The 18,870-nt window shown below is 76.5% G+C and carries 2 protein-coding genes (1 of these 2 cut by a window edge); both read left to right on the forward strand.

Translation table 11 applies throughout. The features are described 5' to 3' along the window. Positions 1–11,440, forward strand: partial view of a type I polyketide synthase gene (locus AB0B02_RS26740; protein ID WP_357304743.1) — the final stretch only. 18,194 nt of this gene lie to the left of the window's left edge; the window shows 11,440 of its 29,634 coding nt (coding positions 18,195–29,634); its start codon lies off the left edge, out of view; the stop codon is at positions 11,438–11,440. Positions 11,441–11,738: 298 nt separating this feature from the next. Then, positions 11,739–18,870 (forward strand): type I polyketide synthase (locus tag AB0B02_RS26745; RefSeq protein ID WP_357304746.1); only part of this gene is annotated, 7,132 nt, incomplete at its 3' end.

Genomic DNA, 18,870 nt, shown 5'->3' on the forward strand with positions numbered 1-18,870 from the left:
GCTCGCCGCGCACGGCCTGGCGTACGGGCCGGCTTTCCGGGGCCTGCGACGGGCCTGGACCGGCGACGGCGAGGCGTACGCCGAGATCGCCCTGCCGGACGACATGACCGGCGACGCGGCCCGGTTCGGGCTCCACCCCGCGCTGCTGGACGCCGCCCTGCACCCGATCGGGCTGCTGCCGGACGGCGGGACCGGCGGCCCCCGGGTGCCGTTCGCGTTCGAGGGCGTCCAGGTGCACGCCACCGGCGCCACCCTGCTGCGGGTCCGACTGTCCCGCACCGGAGACGCGGTCCGGCTGGTCGCCGCCGACGAGAGCGGCGCACCTGTCGTGTCGGTGGACTCCCTGGTCCTGCGCGAGATGACCGGCCTGCCCACGTCCGGCACGGCGGCCCGGTCCCTGTACGAGGTGCGCTGGCAGTCCGCGGAGACGCCCACCGGACAGGCGGACGGCTGGGCGGTGCTCGGCGCGTCCGTCGACGGGCTGCCGTCGTTCCCGGACGTGTCGGCCGTGGTCGACGCGGGGGAGGGTGTGTCGCGCACACTGGTGCTGCCGGTGGTCGTGCGGTCCGGGTTGGACGTGCCCGACGCGGTGCGGGTGATCACCTCGGACGTGCTGGCGGTGGTGCAGGCGTGGCTGGCGGCCGAGTCTCTGGCCGAGTCGCGGTTGGTGGTGACGACCCGGGGTGCGGTGGCGGCGGCGGACGCGGATCGGGTGACCGATCTGGCGGGCGCGGCGGTGTGGGGATTGTTGCGGTCGGCGCAGTCGGAGCATCCGGAGCGGATCGTGTTGGCCGATCTGGATCGGGACGTCGATGCCGGGGTGGTGTCGGTGCTGGCCGGGGTGGTGGCGGACCTGCCGGGCACGGGCGGCCAGGTGGCGGTGCGCGGCGACGTCGTGTTGACGCCGCGCCTGGTCCGCGCCGCGCCCGCCACCTCGGGTGCCGGGTCAGCACCGGCGGCCGGTGGCCGGGCCGCCACCGACGAAGCGTCGGTGCCGGACCACGTCGGGCGCGAGATCGGTGCCGGCACGGTGCTGGTCACCGGTGGCACCGGCGAGTTGGGCGCGTTGGTGGCGGAGCGCCTGGTCACCGGGCACGGGGTGCGGTCGCTGGTGTTGGTGTCGCGGCAGGGTCCGGCTGCGCCGGGTGCGGACGCGCTTGTCGAGCGGTTGTCGGGCCTGGGTGCGTCGGTGTCGGTGGTGGCGTGTGACGTGACCGATCGGGATCAGGTGTTCCGGTTGGTGTCGGGTGTGCCGGGCCGGTTGGCCGGGGTGGTGCACACCGCGGGGGTGTTGGACGACGGGGTGGTGTCGTCGATCAGCGGGGAGCGGTTGGCGAACGTGCTGGCGCCGAAGGCCACGGCGGCGTGGTGGCTGCACGAGGCCACCCGGCATCTCGACCTGGACCTGTTCGTGTTGTTCTCGTCCGTCGCCGGGGTGCTCGGCTCGCCGGGTCAGGCCGCCTACGCGGCGGGCAACGCGTTCCTGGACGGGTTGGCGGTGTGGCGTCGGCACGAGGGTCTGCCGTCGGTGTCGTTGGCGTGGGGAATGTGGGACACCGCCGGGATGGCGGCGTCGTTGTCGGAGGGGGAACGGCAGCGGTCGGCGCGGGCCGGGTTGACGCCGATGAGCGTGGAGACCGGTCTGGGCCTGTTCGACGCCGCGCTCGCCACCGGTCGACCGCAACTCGTGCCCACCGTGATCGACGTGCCGGCGCTGCGCGCGGCGATCGCCGGCGCACCCGTACCCGCGATGCTGGCCACGCTCGTCGGCCGCCCCGCCGGCCGGCGCCTCGCCGGCACCGGTGGCTGGGCCGACCGGCTCGCCCGACTCACCGACGACGAGGCCCGCGCCGAGGTGGACCTGCTGGTCCGGGGCCTGGTCGCGCAGGTGCTCGGCCACGCCGGGGCCGGCGCGGTGCCGTCCGACCGGGCGTTCCAGGAACTCGGGTTCGACTCGCTGACCGCGGTGGACCTGCGCAACCGGGTCAACGCGGCCACCGGGCTGCGGTTGCCGTCCACGCTGGTCTTCGACTACCCGACGCCGGCCGCGCTCGCCGGACAGGTGTGGTCCGAGCTGGCCGGAAGCCGGCCGGACCCGGCAACCGCGCGGGCCGCCGTCCCGACCGGCCTGGACGAGCCGGTGGCGATCGTCGGCATGGCGTGCCGCTATCCCGGCGGGGTGGAGAACCCGGAGCAGCTCTGGGAGTTGCTGGCCGCCGGCGGCGACGGCATCTCCGAGTTCCCCGCTGATCGCGGCTGGGACCTCGGGTCGCTGTTCGACAGCGACCCGGACCGCAGCGGCACGTCGTACGCGACGCAGGGCGGCTTCCTCTACGACGCCGCCGACTTCGACCCCGGCTTCTTCGGCATCAGCCCGCGTGAGGCCCTCGCCATGGACCCGCAGCAGCGGCTGCTGCTGGAGACGTCGTGGGAGGCGTTCGAGTCGGCCGGGGTGGACCCGGCGGCGTTGCGCGGCTCGCGGACCGGCGTGTTCGCCGGGGTCATGTACCACGACTACGCCACGCGGCTGGTGGCACTGCCGGCCGAGGTCGAGGGCTACGTGGGCGTCGGCACGTCGGGCAGCGTGCTGTCCGGTCGGGTGGCGTACTCGTTCGGGCTGGAGGGTCCGGCGGTGACCGTGGACACCGCGTGTTCGTCTTCGCTGGTGGCGTTGCACCTGGCGGTGCAGGCGCTGCGGTCCGGGGAGTGTGACCTGGCCCTGGCCGGCGGCGTGACGGTGATGGCGACGCCGGGCACGTTCATCGAGTTCTCCCGGCAGCGTGGTCTGTCCCCGGACGGCCGCTGCAAGTCGTTCGCGGCCGCTGCCGACGGCACCGGCTGGGGCGAAGGTTCCGGCGTGTTGCTGGTGCAGCGGCTCTCCGACGCGCGCCGTGAGGGTCGGCGGATTCTGGCGGTGGTGCGGGGTACGGCGGTGAACCAGGACGGCGCGTCGAACGGGTTGACCGCGCCGAACGGTCCGTCGCAGCAGCGGGTGATCCGGCAGGCTCTGGCGAACGCGCGGTTGACCACGTCGGACGTGGACGCGGTGGAGGCGCACGGCACCGGCACCACGCTCGGGGACCCGATCGAGGCGCAGGCGCTGCTGGCCACGTACGGGCAGGACCGCGACCAGCCGTTGCTGCTCGGCTCGGTGAAGTCGAACATCGGGCACACCCAGGCCGCCGCCGGGGTCGCCGGGATCATCAAGATGGTCCTCGCCATGCGGCACGGCATCGTGCCGCCGACGTTGCACGTGGACGAGCCGTCCCCGCACGTCGACTGGACCGCCGGCGCGATCACCCTCGCCACCGCCCCGACGCCGTGGCCCGACCGGGACCGGCCCCGCCGCGCGGCGGTGTCGTCGTTCGGGATCTCCGGCACCAACGCCCACGTCATCCTGGAACAGCCCACCGACGTCGTCGAGCCGGCGGGCGTCGGGGAGTCGACCGGTGGGCCGGTGCCGGTGCTGCTGTCGGCGCGTACCGACGCGGCGCTCGCCGCGCAGGCCGGCCGTTGGGCGGCCTGGTTGGCCGGCGACGAGACGCTCCGTCCGGTCGACGTCGGATGGTCGTCCGCCACCACCCGTACCCCGCTGGAGCAGCGCGCCGTGCTCGCCGCCGCCGACCGGGACGGCCTGCTGGCCGGGCTGCGGGCGTTGGCGGCCGGTGAGCCGTCCGGCGCGGTGGTCGTCGGTGGTCGGGAGCGGCGGGAGCGGCTGGCGGTGCTGTTCTCCGGGCAGGGCGCGCAGCGCGCCGGCATGGGCCGGGAGTTGTCCGAGGCGTTCGGTGTGTTCGCCGCCGCGTTGGACGAGGTCTGTACGCAGCTTGATCCGTTGCTGCCGCAGCCGCTGAAGCCGGTGCTGTTCGGCGACGCCGATCTGTTGGACCAGACGCGGTTCACCCAGGCCGGGCTGTTCGCGGTCGAGGTGGCGTTGTTCCGCCTGATCGAGTCGTTCGGGGTCACCCCGGACTTCGTGGGTGGGCACTCGATCGGTGAGGTGACCGCCGCGTACGTGGCGGGTGTGTTGTCGCTGGCGGACGCGTGTGCGCTGGTGGCGGCGCGGGGGCGGTTGATGCAGGCGTTGCCGGCCGGTGGTGGGATGTTGGCGGTCGCGGCGCCGGAGGCCGAGGTGGCCGCGTCGATCGAGGCGCACACGCAGGTCGGGATCGCGGCGGTCAACGGGCCGACGGCGGTCGTGGTGTCCGGACCGCTCGACGCGCTCGACGCGCTCACGCGCCACTGGCAGGAGCGCGGCGTGCGCACCCGGCGGCTGACCGTCAGCCACGCGTTCCACAGCCCGCTGATGGAACCCATGCTGGCCGAGTTCAGCTCAGTGCTGGACGGGCTGACGTTCGCCGCGCCGCTGCTGCCGATCGTGTCCAACGTGACCGGCGCGCTGGCGGCGGGCGACGACCTGCGCACGCCCGACTACTGGGTGCGGCACGTGCGGGAGGCGGTGCGGTTCGCCGACGGCGTGACCGCGCTGCGCGCCGCCGGAACGGACACGTTCCTGGAGATCGGCCCGCGCAGTGTGCTCACCGCGCTGATCCCCGACCAGGCCGACGGCGTACGGGCGGTCGCCACCCAGCGCCACGACCGCGACGAGCGCCAGGCGCTGCTGGCCGCGCTTGCCGAACTGCACGTGCACGGGGTGCCCGTCGACTGGACGCCCTGGTTCGCCGGCACCGGCGCGACCCGCGTCGACCTGCCCACGTACGCGTTCCAACGGCAACGGTTCTGGCCCGACACGCCCGCCCGGACCGACGGGCCGGACGCCGAGTTCTGGGCCGCCGTCGAACACGGCGACCCGGCCGCGCTCGCCGCGCACCTCGGCGACGACACCGCCGCCGACGCGCTCAGCGCCGCGCTGCCGGTCCTGGCCGACTGGCGCCGGGCGCGGACCCGGGGCGCCGGCTCGGCGTACCGGATCGGGTGGGAGCCGGTGCGCCCCGCCGCCGCGTCCGGACTGACCGGCCGGTGGCTGGTCACCACCGTCGGCGGCGGCGCCGACGCGGGCGTCGCGAAGACGCTCGCCGCGGCCGGCGCCCAGGTGGACACGCTCACCCTCCCCGCCGGCATCGGCCGGTCCGAGCTGGGCGAGCGGCTGCGGCGGCTCGGCGACCAGGGCTGGACCGGCGTGCTCTGCGTCCTGCCCCGCCAGGACCGGCCGACCCCCGACGAGCCGGCCGTCCCGGCCGGCACCGCCGCGCTGCTCACGCTCGTCCAGGCGCTCACCGACACCGGCCTGCCCGGCCGGGTGTGGGCGCTCAGCCGGGCCGCGCTGCCCGTGACCTCCGGTGACCGGGGCGGCGACGTCCGCGCCGCAGCCGCGTGGGGCCTCGGCCGGGTCGTGGCGCTGGAACGGCCCGACCGGTGGGGTGGCCTGATCGACCTGCCCGGCCGCGCCGACCGCACCACCCGCGCCGCGCTCGTCGCGGTGCTCGCCGACGGCGACCACGACCAGGTGGCCGTACGCCGCACCGGCGTCCTCGCCCGACGCCTCCTCCCGGCGGCGCCACCGGCCGGCGGCGGCTGGCAGCCGCGGGGCACCGTGCTGGTCACCGGCGGCACCGGCGCGCTCGGCCGGCACGTGGCCCGATGGCTGCTGGCCAACGGCGCCGACGAGGTGGTGCTGGCCTCCCGGCGGGGCCCGGACGCCCCGGGCGCCGCCGACCTGGCCGCCACGCTCGGCGCGGTACGGGTGGTCGCCTGCGACGTCAGCGACCCGGTCGCCGTCACCGACCTGGTCGACGACCTGCCGGCGTTGACCGCCGTCGTGCACACCGCCGGCGTGGCCGGCGACCCCGCCGCCGTGACCGACCTGACCACCGACGCCCTGGCCGGCACGCTGTCCGGCAAGGCGCTCGGCGCGATCCACCTGGACGCCGCCTGCCAGGGCCGCGACCTGGACGCGTTCGTGGTGTTCTCCTCCGTCGCCGGCGTGTGGGGCGGCGGCGGGCAGGCCGGCTACGCCGCCGGCAACGCCCTGCTCGACGCGCTGGTCGCGGCCCGCCGCGCCGCCGGCCGGCCGGCCACCGCGCTCGCCTACGGGCCGTGGGCCGCCGACGGCATGGCCGCCGGCGAGACCGCGGACGGGCTGCGTCGGCGCGGCCTCGACCCGCTGCCGCCCGCCGCCGCCGTCGCCGCGCTGGGCCGCTGGGTCAACGCCCCCGAGCCGGCCCCGGTGATCGCCGGCGTGGACTGGTCCCGGTTCGTGGCCGCGTACACCGCGGCGCGGCCCAGCCACCTGTTCGACCGGGTCGCCCCGGCCGTCGCCGTCGACCGGACGCAGCCGGAAACCGCCGACGGTGGCCTCCGCGCCCGGCTGGCCACGCTGCCCGCCGCCGGGCAGGAGACACTCCTGCTCGACCTGGTACGCGCCGAGGCCGCCGCGGTGCTCGGGCACACCTCCACCGACCAGGTGCCCGCCGGCCGGGCGTTCCGCGAACTCGGCTTCGACTCACTGGCCGCCGTGCAACTGCGCGACCGGCTGGGCCGGGCCACCGGCGCCACGCTGCCCTCGACAGTGGTCTTCGACCACCCGTCGGCGGCCGAGCTGGCGCGCTTCCTGCGTACCGAGATGGTGGCCGGCGCGGACGCCCCGGCCGAGGCCGCCCGGGTGATCCGGCCGGCCGCCGACGAACCCATCGCCATCGTCTCGATGGCCTGCCGCTTCCCCGGCGGGGTGTCCTCCCCGCAGGAACTGTGGCGGCTGCTCGCCGAGGGCGGGGACGCGGTCACGCCGATGCCCACCGACCGGGGCTGGGACCTCGACGGCCTGTTCGACAGCGACCCGGAACGCGTCGGCACCAGCTACACCCGCAGCGGCGGCTTCCTGGCCGACGTGGCCGGCTTCGACGCCGCGTTCTTCGGCATCAACCCGCGCGAGGCGCTCGCCATGGACCCGCAGCAGCGGCTGCTGCTGCACACCACCTGGGAGGCGTTCGAGCACGCCGGCCTGGACCCGCAGCGGGTACGCGGCTCCGCCACCGGCGTGTTCATGGGCACCAACGGGCAGGACTACGCCACGTTGCTGCTCGGCGCCCGGTCCGAGGTGGAGGGCTACCAGGCCACCGGCAACGGCGCGTCAGTGGTCTCCGGCCGGCTGGCGTACGCGTTCGGCCTGCACGGACCCGCCGTCACCGTCGACACGGCCTGCTCGTCGTCGCTGGTGGCGCTGCACCTGGCCGCGCAGGCGCTGCGCTCCGGCGAATGCGACCTGGCCCTCGCCGGCGGCGTCACCGTGATGTCCACGCCCGGCGCGTTCCTGGAGTTCTCCCGGCAGCGTGGGCTCGCCGAGGACGGCCGGGTCAAGGCGTTCGCCGCCGCCGCGGACGGCACCGGCTGGGGCGAGGGCGTCGGCGTGCTGCTGCTGCAACGCCTCTCCGACGCGGAACGCGACGGCCGGCGGATCCTCGCCGTGGTCCGCGGCAGCGCGGTCAACCAGGACGGCGCGTCCAACGGGCTGACCGCCCCGAACGGGCCGGCGCAGCAGCGCGTCATCCGGGCCGCCCTGGCCAACGCCGGCCTGACCCCGGCCGACATCGACGCGATCGAGGCGCACGGCACCGGCACCACGCTCGGCGACCCGATCGAGGCGCAGGCGCTCGCCGCCGCGTACGGGCCGGACCGGCCGGCCGACCGGCCGCTCTGGCTCGGCTCGGTCAAGTCGAACCTGGGCCACACCCAGGCCGCCGCCGGCGCGGCCAGCCTGATCAAGATGGTGCTGGCGCTGCGCCACGCGACGCTCCCGGCCACGCTGCACGTCGACGCGCCCACCCCGCACGTGGACTGGGCGTCCGGCCCGCTGGCGCTGCTCACCGAGGCCCGCCCGTGGACGCCCGGTGACGCGCCGCGCCGGGCCGGCGTCTCGTCGTTCGGCATCAGCGGCACCAACGCCCACGTGATCCTCGAGGAGGCGCCGACCACCGGTGCCGCCGACGACCGCCCCGCCACCGGGGCGACGGACCACACCCCGGACGTGGGCGACACCGGGCAGGGACGGGCGAACACGGACCCGACCGAAACGCCGCGCGCCGACGTGGCGCTGCCGTGGCCGGTCAGCGCCGCGACCGCGGTCGGCCTGCGGGACCAGGCTGACCGGCTGGCCCGGCGGCTCGCCGACCCGGCCGCCGCCGACCCGGCGGAACCGGCCCGCCCGCTGGCTGCTGTCGACCCCGGCGCGGTCGCGTGGGCGCTGGTGGAGGGCCGGGCGCACCTGGCCCACCGGGCCGTCGTGGTCGCCGCCGACCCGGCGACCCGGCTGGCCGCGCTGACCGCGCTCGCCGCCGGCGACACCCACCCGGCGCTCGTCCCGGCCGCGCCCGCACGGACCGGCCGGACCGCGATCCTCTTCTCCGGGCAGGGCGCGCAACGCGCCGGCACGGGCCGCGACCTGTACGACGCGTTCCCGGTGTTCGCCGCCGCGCTGGACGAGGTGTGCGCGCACCTCGACCCGCTGCTGCCGCAACCGCTCAAGCCGGTGCTGTTCGACGCCGGCGACCTGCTGGACCAGACCCGGTTCACGCAGGCCGGACTGTTCGCGGTCGAGGTGGCGCTGTTCCGCCTCGTCGAGTCGTTCGGGATCGTGCCGGACGCCGTCGGCGGCCACTCGGTCGGCGAGATCGTCGCCGCCCACGTGGCGGGCGTGCTGTCCCTGACCGACGCGTGCACGCTCGTCGCCGCGCGCGGCCGGCTCATGCAGGCGCTGCCGGCCGGCGGCGGGATGCTGGCGGTCGCCGCCCCCGAGGCCGAGGTGGCCGCGTCGGTCGCCGGGCACCCGGAGGTCGGGATCGCGGCGGTCAACGGCCCGTCGTCGGTGGTGGTCTCCGGCCCGACCGACGCGCTGGACGGGATCGAACGCGCCTGGCGCGAGCGGGGTGCCCGCACCCGCCGGCTCACCGTGAGCCACGCGTTCCACAGCCCGCTGATGGCGCCCATGCTGGCCGAGTTCCGGGCCGTGCTCGACGGGTTGAGCTTCGCCGCGCCGCTGCTGCCGGTGGTGTCCAACCTGACCGGTGCGCTCGCGTCCGGCGACGACCTGCGGACGCCGGACTACTGGGTGCGGCACGTGCGCGAGGCGGTCCGGTACGCCGACGGGATCGCCGCGCTGCGGGACACCGGCGTGGACACGTTCCTGGAACTCGGGCCCGCCGCGGTGCTGACCCCGATGAACGCCGACCTGCTGCCCGACGACACCACCGCGGTCGCCGCGCTGCGTGCCGGCGTACCGGAGGTCACCAGCCTGCTCGCCGCGGTCGCCGCCGGCTACGCGGCCGGGCGGGACCCGCACTGGCCGGCGCTGCTGACCCCGCTCGCCGGCCCCCGCCCCGCCGCCCGGGACCTGCCCGAGCTGCCCACGTACGCGTTCCAGCCGCAGCGGTACTGGCCCACGCTGACCACCCCGGTCGGCGGCGCGGCGGCGGACGACGGCGAGTTCTGGCGGGCGGTCGGCGACGGCGACCTCGACCGGCTCGGCATCGACACCGGGCAGCCGCTGCGCGACGTGCTGCCACAGCTCGACGCGTGGCGACGCCGACGCCGCCAGGACGGCGTGCTGGCCGGCTGGCGCTACCGGGTCACCTGGCACCGGCGCCCGTTGACCGGTGGCGAGCCGGGCCGCTGGCTGCTGGTCGCGCCGCCACGCGAGACCGCCGACACGGTCGCCGACGCGCTGCGGGCCGGCGGCGCCGACGTACGGCTGCTCACCGTCGACCCGGCCACCGTGGACCGGGACGGCCTCGCCGACGCACTGGCCCGGGCCGAGGCCGACCACCGGCCCACCGCGCTGCTGTCGCTGCTCGCGCTCGACGAGGCCCCGCACCCCGGGCAGGACGCCCTGCCGGCCGGGCTCGCGGCCAACCTGCTGCTGCTCCAGGCGCACGTCGCCCGCGACGGCGGCGCACCGCTGTGGCTCGCCACCGCCGGGGCCGCCGCCACCGACGACGAACCCGCCCCCCGGCCGTGGCAGGCCACCAGCTGGGGTCTCGGCCTGGCCGCCGCGCTGGAACACCCCCGGCACGTCGGCGGGCTCGTCGACCTGCCCGGCACGGTGACCGCCGAGGCCCTCGCCGGGCTGCTGGCGGCGCTGACCAACCGGGAGGGGGAGGACCAGGTCGCGGTGCGCGGGTCCGGTCCGCTCGTCCGCCGGCTGGTCCGGGCCACCGGCCCGGCCGGGGGTACGGGCGGTGGCTGGACGCCGCAGGGCAGCGTCCTGCTCACCGGCGGTGCCGGACCGGTCGCCCGGCACACCACCGCCTGGCTCGACCGGGCCGGCGCGTCGGTGGTGCCGCTGGACGAGACGGCCGGCGGCAAGCTGGCCGACCGGATGGCGCAGCTCGCCGCCGACGGGCGGCCGGTGACCGGGCTGGTGCACGTGCCGGCCGACACCGGCACCGCGCCCCTGGTCGACCTCACCCTGGCCGACCTCGCCGCCGACCTGACCGCCACCGTCGGTGACCTGCCCCGGTACGCCGACGAGGTGGAACAGCGCGCGCTCGGCGCGCTGGTGGTCTGCTCGTCCACCTCCGGCGTGTGGGGCTCCGGCGGGCGCTACGGGCAGGCGGCCGGCGACGCGCTGCTGCACGTCCTCGCCGCCGGTTGGCAGCACGCCGGGCTGCCGGTGACGTCGGTGGCGTTCGGGCCCTGGGCGGACGGCCTCACCGACACCGACCTGGCCCACCTGGGCCGCAGCGGCCTGCCCGGCATGGACCCGGAGCTGGCCGTCGCCGCGCTCCGTCAGGCGGTCGTCGACGGCGACCGGCTGGTCGTCGCCGACGTGCGGTGGGACCGGTTCGTGCCGGCCGTCGCGGCGGTCCGGGACCGGCCGCTCTTCGCCGACCTGCCCGAGGCCGCCGAGGCGCTGCACGGCCTGCACGCCGAGCAGCCCGCGGACGACGCCGCCGCGGCGGCGCTGCGGGACCGGCTCCGCCCGCTCGGCGACGCGGAGCGCGACGCGATCCTGGTCGACCTCGTCGCCGGCCAGGCCGCGGCGGTGCTCGGTCTCCCGGACGCCGCCGACCTCGGCCCCGGCCGGGCGTTCCGCGAGGTCGGATTCGACTCGATGACCGCTGTCGAGCTGCGGAACCGGCTGCGCGCCGCGACCGGGGCCACGCTGCCGGGCAGTGTGGTCTTCGACTACCCGACCCCGCTGGCGCTCGCCCGGCACCTGCGGACGCTGCTGGCGCCCGACGGCGCCGCCGCCACCACCGGCCTGCTCGCCGAACTGGAGAAGGTGGACGACCTGTTCACCGCCGGCACGCCGGACCCGCTGACCCGGCAGAAGCTGCTGGTGCAGATGCAGGCGTTCATCGCCCGCTGGGGCGACGAGCGCGCGGGAACGCCGGAGGCACCGGTGACCGACACGCTCGACGCGGCCAGCGACGCCGAACTGTTCGATTTCATCCACCGCGAGCTGGGCGGGCCGGGCGGCGAATTCTGAACGAATTCGCGCGCCATTGTGGGCGCCCCGGCCCCGCCGGTCGCGGGGGCTTTGCGGACGCCGCCGCGACCGGTCCGGCCGGGTCGGTCGCGGCGGCGTACCGGCCCAGCCTGCGCACCTCGCGGCGGCGTCCCTGCTAGGGGCGGCCCTAGGGGCGGGCTAGGGGTTGTGACGCGTCTGGCCAGGCAATTACCTTCCTCACCGTAAGTGAGACCTGGTGGGCGCTGGTCAACGCAATTCGTGATCGCGCCGAACGGTATTGGGTCGCCTGTTGTTCCGGCCCGAAAAGGTGGCGCTGATGGCGACTGAGGACACCCTCCGGGAATATCTGAAATGGATGACCGCCGACCTGCACCAGACCCGGCGGAAGCTCGGCGAGCTGGAGGCCGCGAACCGCGAGCCCATCGCCGTCGTCGGCATCGGCTGCCGGTTCCCCGGCGGGGTGCGCTCCCCGGAGGACCTGTGGCGGCTGGTCGACAGCGGCACCGACGCGGTCTCGGCGTTCCCCACCGACCGTGGCTGGGACCTGGAGCGGCTCATCCACCCGGACCCCGACCACCCCGGCACCTCCTACGTCGGTGAGGGCGGCTTCCTGGACTCGGCCACCGAGTTCGACGCCGGCTTCTTCGGCATCTCACCCCGCGAGGCGCTGGGCATGGACCCGCAGCAGCGGCTGCTGCTGGAGACGTCGTGGGAGGCGTTCGAGCACGCCGGCATCGACCCGGCGACGCTGCGCGGCCACCAGGTCGGCGTGTTCGCCAGCACCACCGGCCAGGACTACGCGGCGCTGCTCCAGACGCCCCCGCCCGGCGTCGAGGGGTACGTGCTCACCGGCACCGCCGCCAGCGTCGTCTCCGGCCGCATCTCGTACGTGCTGGGCATCGAGGGACCGGCCGTCTCCGTCGACACCGCGTGTTCGTCGTCGCTCGTCGCGATGCACCTCGCCGGCCAGGCGCTGCGGCAGGGCGAGTGCACGCTCGCGCTCGCCGGTGGCGCCACCGTCATGTCCACCCCGGCCGCGTTCGTCGGGTTCAGCCGCCAGCGCGGGCTGGCCGCCGACGGCCGGGTCAAGGCGTTCGCCGCCGCCGCCGACGGGACCGCCTGGGGCGAGGGCGTCGGCGTGCTGCTGCTGGAGCGGCTCTCCGACGCCCGCCGCAACGGCCACCCCGTCCTCGCCGTGATCCGGGGCAGCGCGGTCAACCAGGACGGCGCGTCCAACGGGCTCACCGCCCCCAACGGCCCCTCCCAGCAGCGGGTGGTGCTCCAGGCGCTGGCCAGCGCCCGGCTCGCCCCGGAGCAGGTCGACGCCGTGGAGGCGCACGGCACCGGCACCAACCTCGGTGACCCGATCGAGGCCACCGCGCTGCTCGCCACGTACGGGCAGGGCCGGCCGGCCGACCGGCCGCTGCGGCTCGGGTCGGTGAAGTCGAACATCGGCCACACCCAGGCCGCCGCCGGCGTCGCCGGTGTGATCAAGATGGTCATGGCGCTGCGGCACGACCGCCTGCCGGCCACGCTGCACGTGGACGCGCCCACCCCGCACGTCGACTGGTCCGCCGGCGCGGTGTCGCTGCTCAGCGAGCCGATGCCCTGGCCGCCGGGGGAGCAGCCCCGCCGGGCCGGTGTCTCCTCGTTCGGGATGAGCGGCACCAACGCCCACGTGATCGTCGAGGAGGCCCCACCGCCGCCGGAGCCGGCCACCGCCACCCCGGCGACCCCGGACGACGGCGCCGCCACCACGTCGAGCGCCGCCACCTCGCCGACTGCCGCCACGCCGCACGCCGCCGTCGCGTCGACGCACGCCGCGTCGGTGGCCGGTCCGGCGCCGGTGGTGGCCGCCGGCCTGGTGCCGGTGCTGCTCTCCGCGCGCGACGCCGCCGGGCTGGCCGCCCAGGCCGCCCGCTGGGCCGACTGGCTCGCCACCGACGACGCCCCCGTCACCGACATCGGCTGGTCGTCGGTCACCACCCGGGGCGCGCTCGACCACCGGGCCGTGGTCCTCGCGCCGGACCGCGACGCGCTGCGCGACGCGCTGCGTGCCCTGGCCGCCGATGACACCGCGTCCGGCCTGGTCACCGGCGCCGGCCCACGCGGCGGGCAGGTGGCGTTCCTGTTCAGCGGGCAGGGCGCGCAGCGCGCCGGGATGGGCCGGGAACTGGCCGCCGCGTTCCCCGCCTACGCCGACGCGCTCACCGAGGTCTGCCGCGAACTCGACAGGCACCTGCCCCGCCCGCTCGGGCCGATCCTCGCTGCCGAACCCGGCACCGCCGACGCCGCGCTGCTCGACCGGACCGAGTACACCCAGGCCGCGCTCTTCGCCGTCGAGGTGGCGCTGTGCCGGCTGCTGGACTCGTGGGGCGTACGGCCGGACCTGCTCGCCGGCCACTCCATCGGCGAGGTGGTCGCCGCGCACGTGGCCGGCGTGTTCAGCCTCGCCGACGCCGCCACGCTGGTCGCCGCGCGCGGCCGGCTCATGCAGGAGCTGCCGGCCGGCGGCGCGATGCTCTCCGTGGCCGCCGCGCCCGCCGACGTCGAGGCGCTCCTCACCGACGTCGACGGGCCGATCGGCGTCGCCGCCGTCAACGGACCGGCCGCCGTCGTGGTCTCCGGCGCCGCCGACGCGATCACCGACGTCGAGCGCCGCGCCGCCACCCAGGGGGTACGCACCAAGCGCCTCACCGTCAGCCACGCGTTCCACAGCCCGCTGATGGAGCCGATGCTCGCCGCGTTCGCCGCCGTGGTCGAACGGCTGGAGCGGCACGCGCCGACGCTGCCGATCGTGTCCAACCTGACCGGCGAACCGGTCGACCCGGACGAGATCCGCACCCCCGCGTACTGGGTGCGGCACGTCCGGGAGACGGTCCGCTTCGCCGACGGCGTGACCCGGCTGCGCGCGCTCGGCGCCGGCACGTTCCTGGAGGTCGGGCCGAGCGGCGTGCTGACCGCGCTGACCCGGGAGCTGACCGGCCCGGACGCCACCGCCGTGGCGCTGCTGCGCCGGGACCGCCCGGAACCGGAGGCGCTGCTCACCGCGCTCGCCGAACTGCACGTCGCCGGCGTCCCGGTCGGCTGGCGGGAGCTGTTCGCCGGCACCGACCCGCACCGGGTCCGGCTGCCCGGGTACGCGTTCCACCGTCAGCGGTTCTGGCCCGAGCCGCCGGCCGCCGCCCCCGCCGTCGAGGCGAGCGGCGCGGACGCCGAGTTCTGGGCCGCCGTGGAACGCGCCGACGTCGACGCGCTGCGCGACCAGCTCGGCGCCGCCGCCGGCGGTGACCCGGTGGAGACGCTGCGCCCCGCGTTGCCGGTGCTCTCCGCCTGGCGTCGCGGCCGGCACGACCGGTCCGTGGTGGACGGCTGGTCGTACCAGGTGCGGTGGCAACCGGTAGCGGTCGCCGAGGGTGACCGGCCGACGGGCCGCTGGCTGGTGCTGCTGCCCGCGGACGCCCCTCCCGGCTGGGCCGACGACCTGCCCGCGCTCGTCGACGACGCGACAGTGCTGCGCCTCGGCGCCGACGACCTGGACCGTACGGCGCTCGCCGACCGGCTGCGCGCCGCGCTCGGTGACGCGCCGGTGGCCGGCGTGCTGCACCTGGTCGCCGGCCAGGACCGGCTGCTGCCCGAGCACCCCGGCGTCAGCGTCGCCGCCGCCACCACGCTGGTGCTGCTCCAGGCACTGACCGACCTCGACCTTCCCGCGCCCGTCTGGTGCCTGACCAGCGGCGCGGTCAAGGCCGGACCCGCCGACCGGCTCACCGACCCGGTGCAGAACCTGGTCTGGGGCCTCGGCCGGGCCGCCGCCGTGGAACAGCCGCACCGGTGGGGCGGCCTGATCGACCTGCCGGCCACGCCCGACGACGCGGTCCGCCGCCGCCTCGCCGCCGTGCTCGCCGGCGGCAGCGGCGAGGACCAGGTCGCGGTCCGCGCCGGTGGCGTCTGGGGCCGGCGGCTCGTCCCCGCCCCCGCGCCGGAGCAGCCGGCCGGCGACCGCTGGACCGACGCGACCGTCCTGGTCACCGGCGGCACCGGCGCGCTCGGCGGACACGTCACCCGCTGGCTGCTGGAGCGCGGCGCCCGGCGGGTCGTGCTGGCCGGCCGGCGCGGCGCCGACACCCCCGGCCTGGCCCCGCTGCTCGCCGAGCACGGCGCGGACGGCCGGGTCACCGCCGCCGCCTGCGACATGACCGACCGTACGGCGGTCGCCGCGCTGCTCGACTCGCTGCCCGACCTGACCGCGGTGGTGCACGCGGCCGGCACCGACCAGCTCACCCCGCTGACCGGCACCACGCTCGACGAGTTCGCGCACGTCGTCGCCGGAAAGGTGCTCGGCGCGCTGCACCTCGACGAGTGCCTCGCCGACCGGCCGTTGGCCGCGTTCCTGCTCTTCTCCTCCGTCTCCGGCACCTGGGGCAGCGCCGGCCAGTGCGCGTACGGTGCGGGCAACTCGCTGCTCGACGCGCTCGCCGTGCACCGCCGCGACCGAGGGCTCACCGCCACCGCCGTCGCCTGGACCGCGTGGGGCGGCGCCGACGGCATGGCCGCGAAGAACACCGCCACCGAACAACTGCACCGGATGGGTCTGCCCACCATCGACCCGGCGCGGGCCCTGGTGGCGCTGGACCGGGCGCTGGACCGGCCCACCGCCGGCGTCACGGTCGCCGACGTCGACTGGAGCCGCTTCCACCCGGCGTTCACGCTCACCCGGCCCAGCCCGCTGCTGTCCGACCTGCCGCAGGTCCGCGCGTTGACCGAGGCCGAGGCGGCCCGGGACGCCGCCGCGCCGGCCGGCGTCACCGAGGCGCTGCGCCACCTCGCCGGCCGGCCCGAGGCCGAGCAGGAGCGGGAGCTGCTGCGGCTGGTCGACGAGCAGACCGCCCGGGTCCTCGGCCACGCCACCGCCGACGACCTGCGCGGCCGACCGTTCAAGGACCTCGGCTTCGACTCGCTCACCGCGGTGGACCTGCGGACCCGGCTGAACGAGGCCACCGGCCTGCGCCTGCCGTCCACCCTGGTCTTCGACCACCCCACCCCGGCCGAGCTGGCCCGGCACCTGCGGGTCACCGCGTTCGGCGCGGACGCCACCGCGCCGGCCGTGCCGACCGTCACCGCCGGCGCGGACGAGCCGATCGCGGTGGTCGGCATGGCCTGCCGCTACCCGGGCGGCGTGGACGGCCCGGAGGAGCTGTGGCGCCTCGTCGCCGACGGCGTCGACGCGATCGGCGGCTTCCCCACCGACCGGGGCTGGGCCGTACCGGCGCCGGACAGCGGCTACACGCCGGCCGGCGGGTTCCTGCCCGAGGCGACCGGCTTCGACCCGGCGTTCTTCGGCATCTCGCCGCGCGAGGCGCTCGCCATGGACCCGCAGCAGCGGCTCACCCTGGAGGCCGCCTGGGAGGTGCTGGAACGGGCCGGCGTGGACCCGACCGGCCTGTCCGGCAGCCGTACCGGGGTGTTCGTCGGCGCGTCCACCTCCGGCTACGGCACCGGGCTGACCGAGGTGCCGGAGGGCACCGAGGGCTACCTGATGACCGGTGGGGCGCACAGCGTCATCTCCGGGCGGGTCGCGTACACGCTCGGCCTCGAAGGGCCGGCCGTCACCGTGGACACCGCCTGCTCGTCGTCGCTTGTCGCGCTGCACCTGGCCGGGGAGTCGCTGCGCCGGGGCGAGTGCGACCTGGCGCTGGCCGGCGGGGTCGCGGTGATGGCCACGCCGGACACGTTCGCCGAGTTCTCCCGCCAGGGCGGGCTGGCCGGCGACGGACGGTGCAAGTCGTTCGCCGCCGCCGCCGACGGCACCGGCTGGTCCGAGGGCGTCGGCATGCTGCTTGTGGAACGGCTCTCCGACGCCCGCCGGCACGGCCACCGGGTGCTCGCGCTGGTCCGCGGCTCGGCCGTCAACTCCGACGGCGCGTCGAACGGGCTGACCGCGCCGAACGGTCCGTCGCAGCAGCGGGTGATCCGGGCCGCGTTGGCGGACGCGGGATTGTCCACGTCGGACGTTGACGTGGTGGAGGCGCACGGCACCGGCACCACGTTGGGTGACCCGATCGAGGCGCAGGCGCTGCTGGCCACGTACGGGCAGGATCGGGAGACGCCGCTGCTGCTCGGCTCGATCAAGTCCAACATGGGCCACGCGCAGGCCGCCGCCGGCGTCGCCGGCGTGATCAAGATGATTCTCGCGATGCGCCACGCGACCGTGCCGGCCACGCTGCACGTGGACGAGCCGTCGCCGCACATCGACTGGTCGGCCGGCGCCGTGGACCTCGTCACGTCGGCGCGTCCCTGGCCGGTCGTGGACCGGCCGCGTCGGGCGGCGGTGTCGTCGTTCGGCATCTCCGGCACCAACGCCCACGTGGTCATCGAGGCGCCCGACGCGCACGTGGTCACCGGGCAACCCGACGCGCCCGCGCCCGCGCTGGTCCGGACCGACGCGGTGCTCTGGCCGCTGTCCGCCCGCTCGACCGCCGCACTGACCAGCCAGGCGGAACGCCTCGCCCGGCACGTCCGCGCACACCCGGACCAGCCGCCCGCGGCGGTGGCCTGGTCCCTCGCGACCACCCGCGCCGCGCTCGACCAGCGCGCCGCGGTCGTGGGCACCGACCGCGACGACCTGCTGGCCGGCCTGGACGCCCTCGCCTCCGGTGCGCCGGCGGCGAATGTCGTGACCGGCACCAGCGTCGAGCACGATCCGGGTCCGGTGTTCGTGTTTCCGGGTCAGGGTGGTCAGTCGGTGCGGATGGCGGCTGGTCTGGTGGGTCGGTGTGCGCCGTTCGACGCGCGTCTTGCGGAGTGTCAGCGGGCGTTCGCGCCGTTGCTGGATGTGGATCTCGTGTCGGTGTTGACCGGTGACGACGACGCCTGGTTGGACCGGGTGGAGATCTTGCAGCCGGTGTTGTTCGCGGTGGGTGTGTGTCTGGCGGAGGTGTGGCGGGCTACCGGGGTGGAGCCGTCGTTGGTGATCGGTCATTCGCAGGGCGAGATGGCGGCCGCGTGTGTGGCCGGGGTGCTGTCGCTCGATGATGCGGCGAGGGCGGTGATTCTGCGGGCGCGGTTGCTGGCCACTCTGGCGGGTTCTGGCGGGATGTTGGCGGTGGATCTGCCCGAGCACGAGGTGCAGGCGCGGATCGAGGGTGTGCCCGGCACGGTGGTGGCGGTGCTCAACGGTCCCGGGCAGGTGGTGGTGTCCGGTCCGCCGGACACCCTGGCGGAGTTGCGTCAGCGGTGGGAGGGCGAGGGGGTGCGGGCGAAGCCGGTGCCGTTCAACTACGCCTCGCACAACCCGGGTGTGGAGCGGGTCCGCGAGCGGATGCTCACCGATCTGGCGGGGTTGGTTCCGCGGCCGGGTCAGGTCCGGATGGTGTCGACGGTGACGGGGGACTGGGCCGACCCCGAGAGCATGGACGGGGGGTACTGGTACACGAATCTGCGGCAGC

This window comes from Micromonospora sp. NPDC049240 (assembly GCF_040647835.1).
Taxonomy (GTDB): domain Bacteria; phylum Actinomycetota; class Actinomycetes; order Mycobacteriales; family Micromonosporaceae; genus Micromonospora.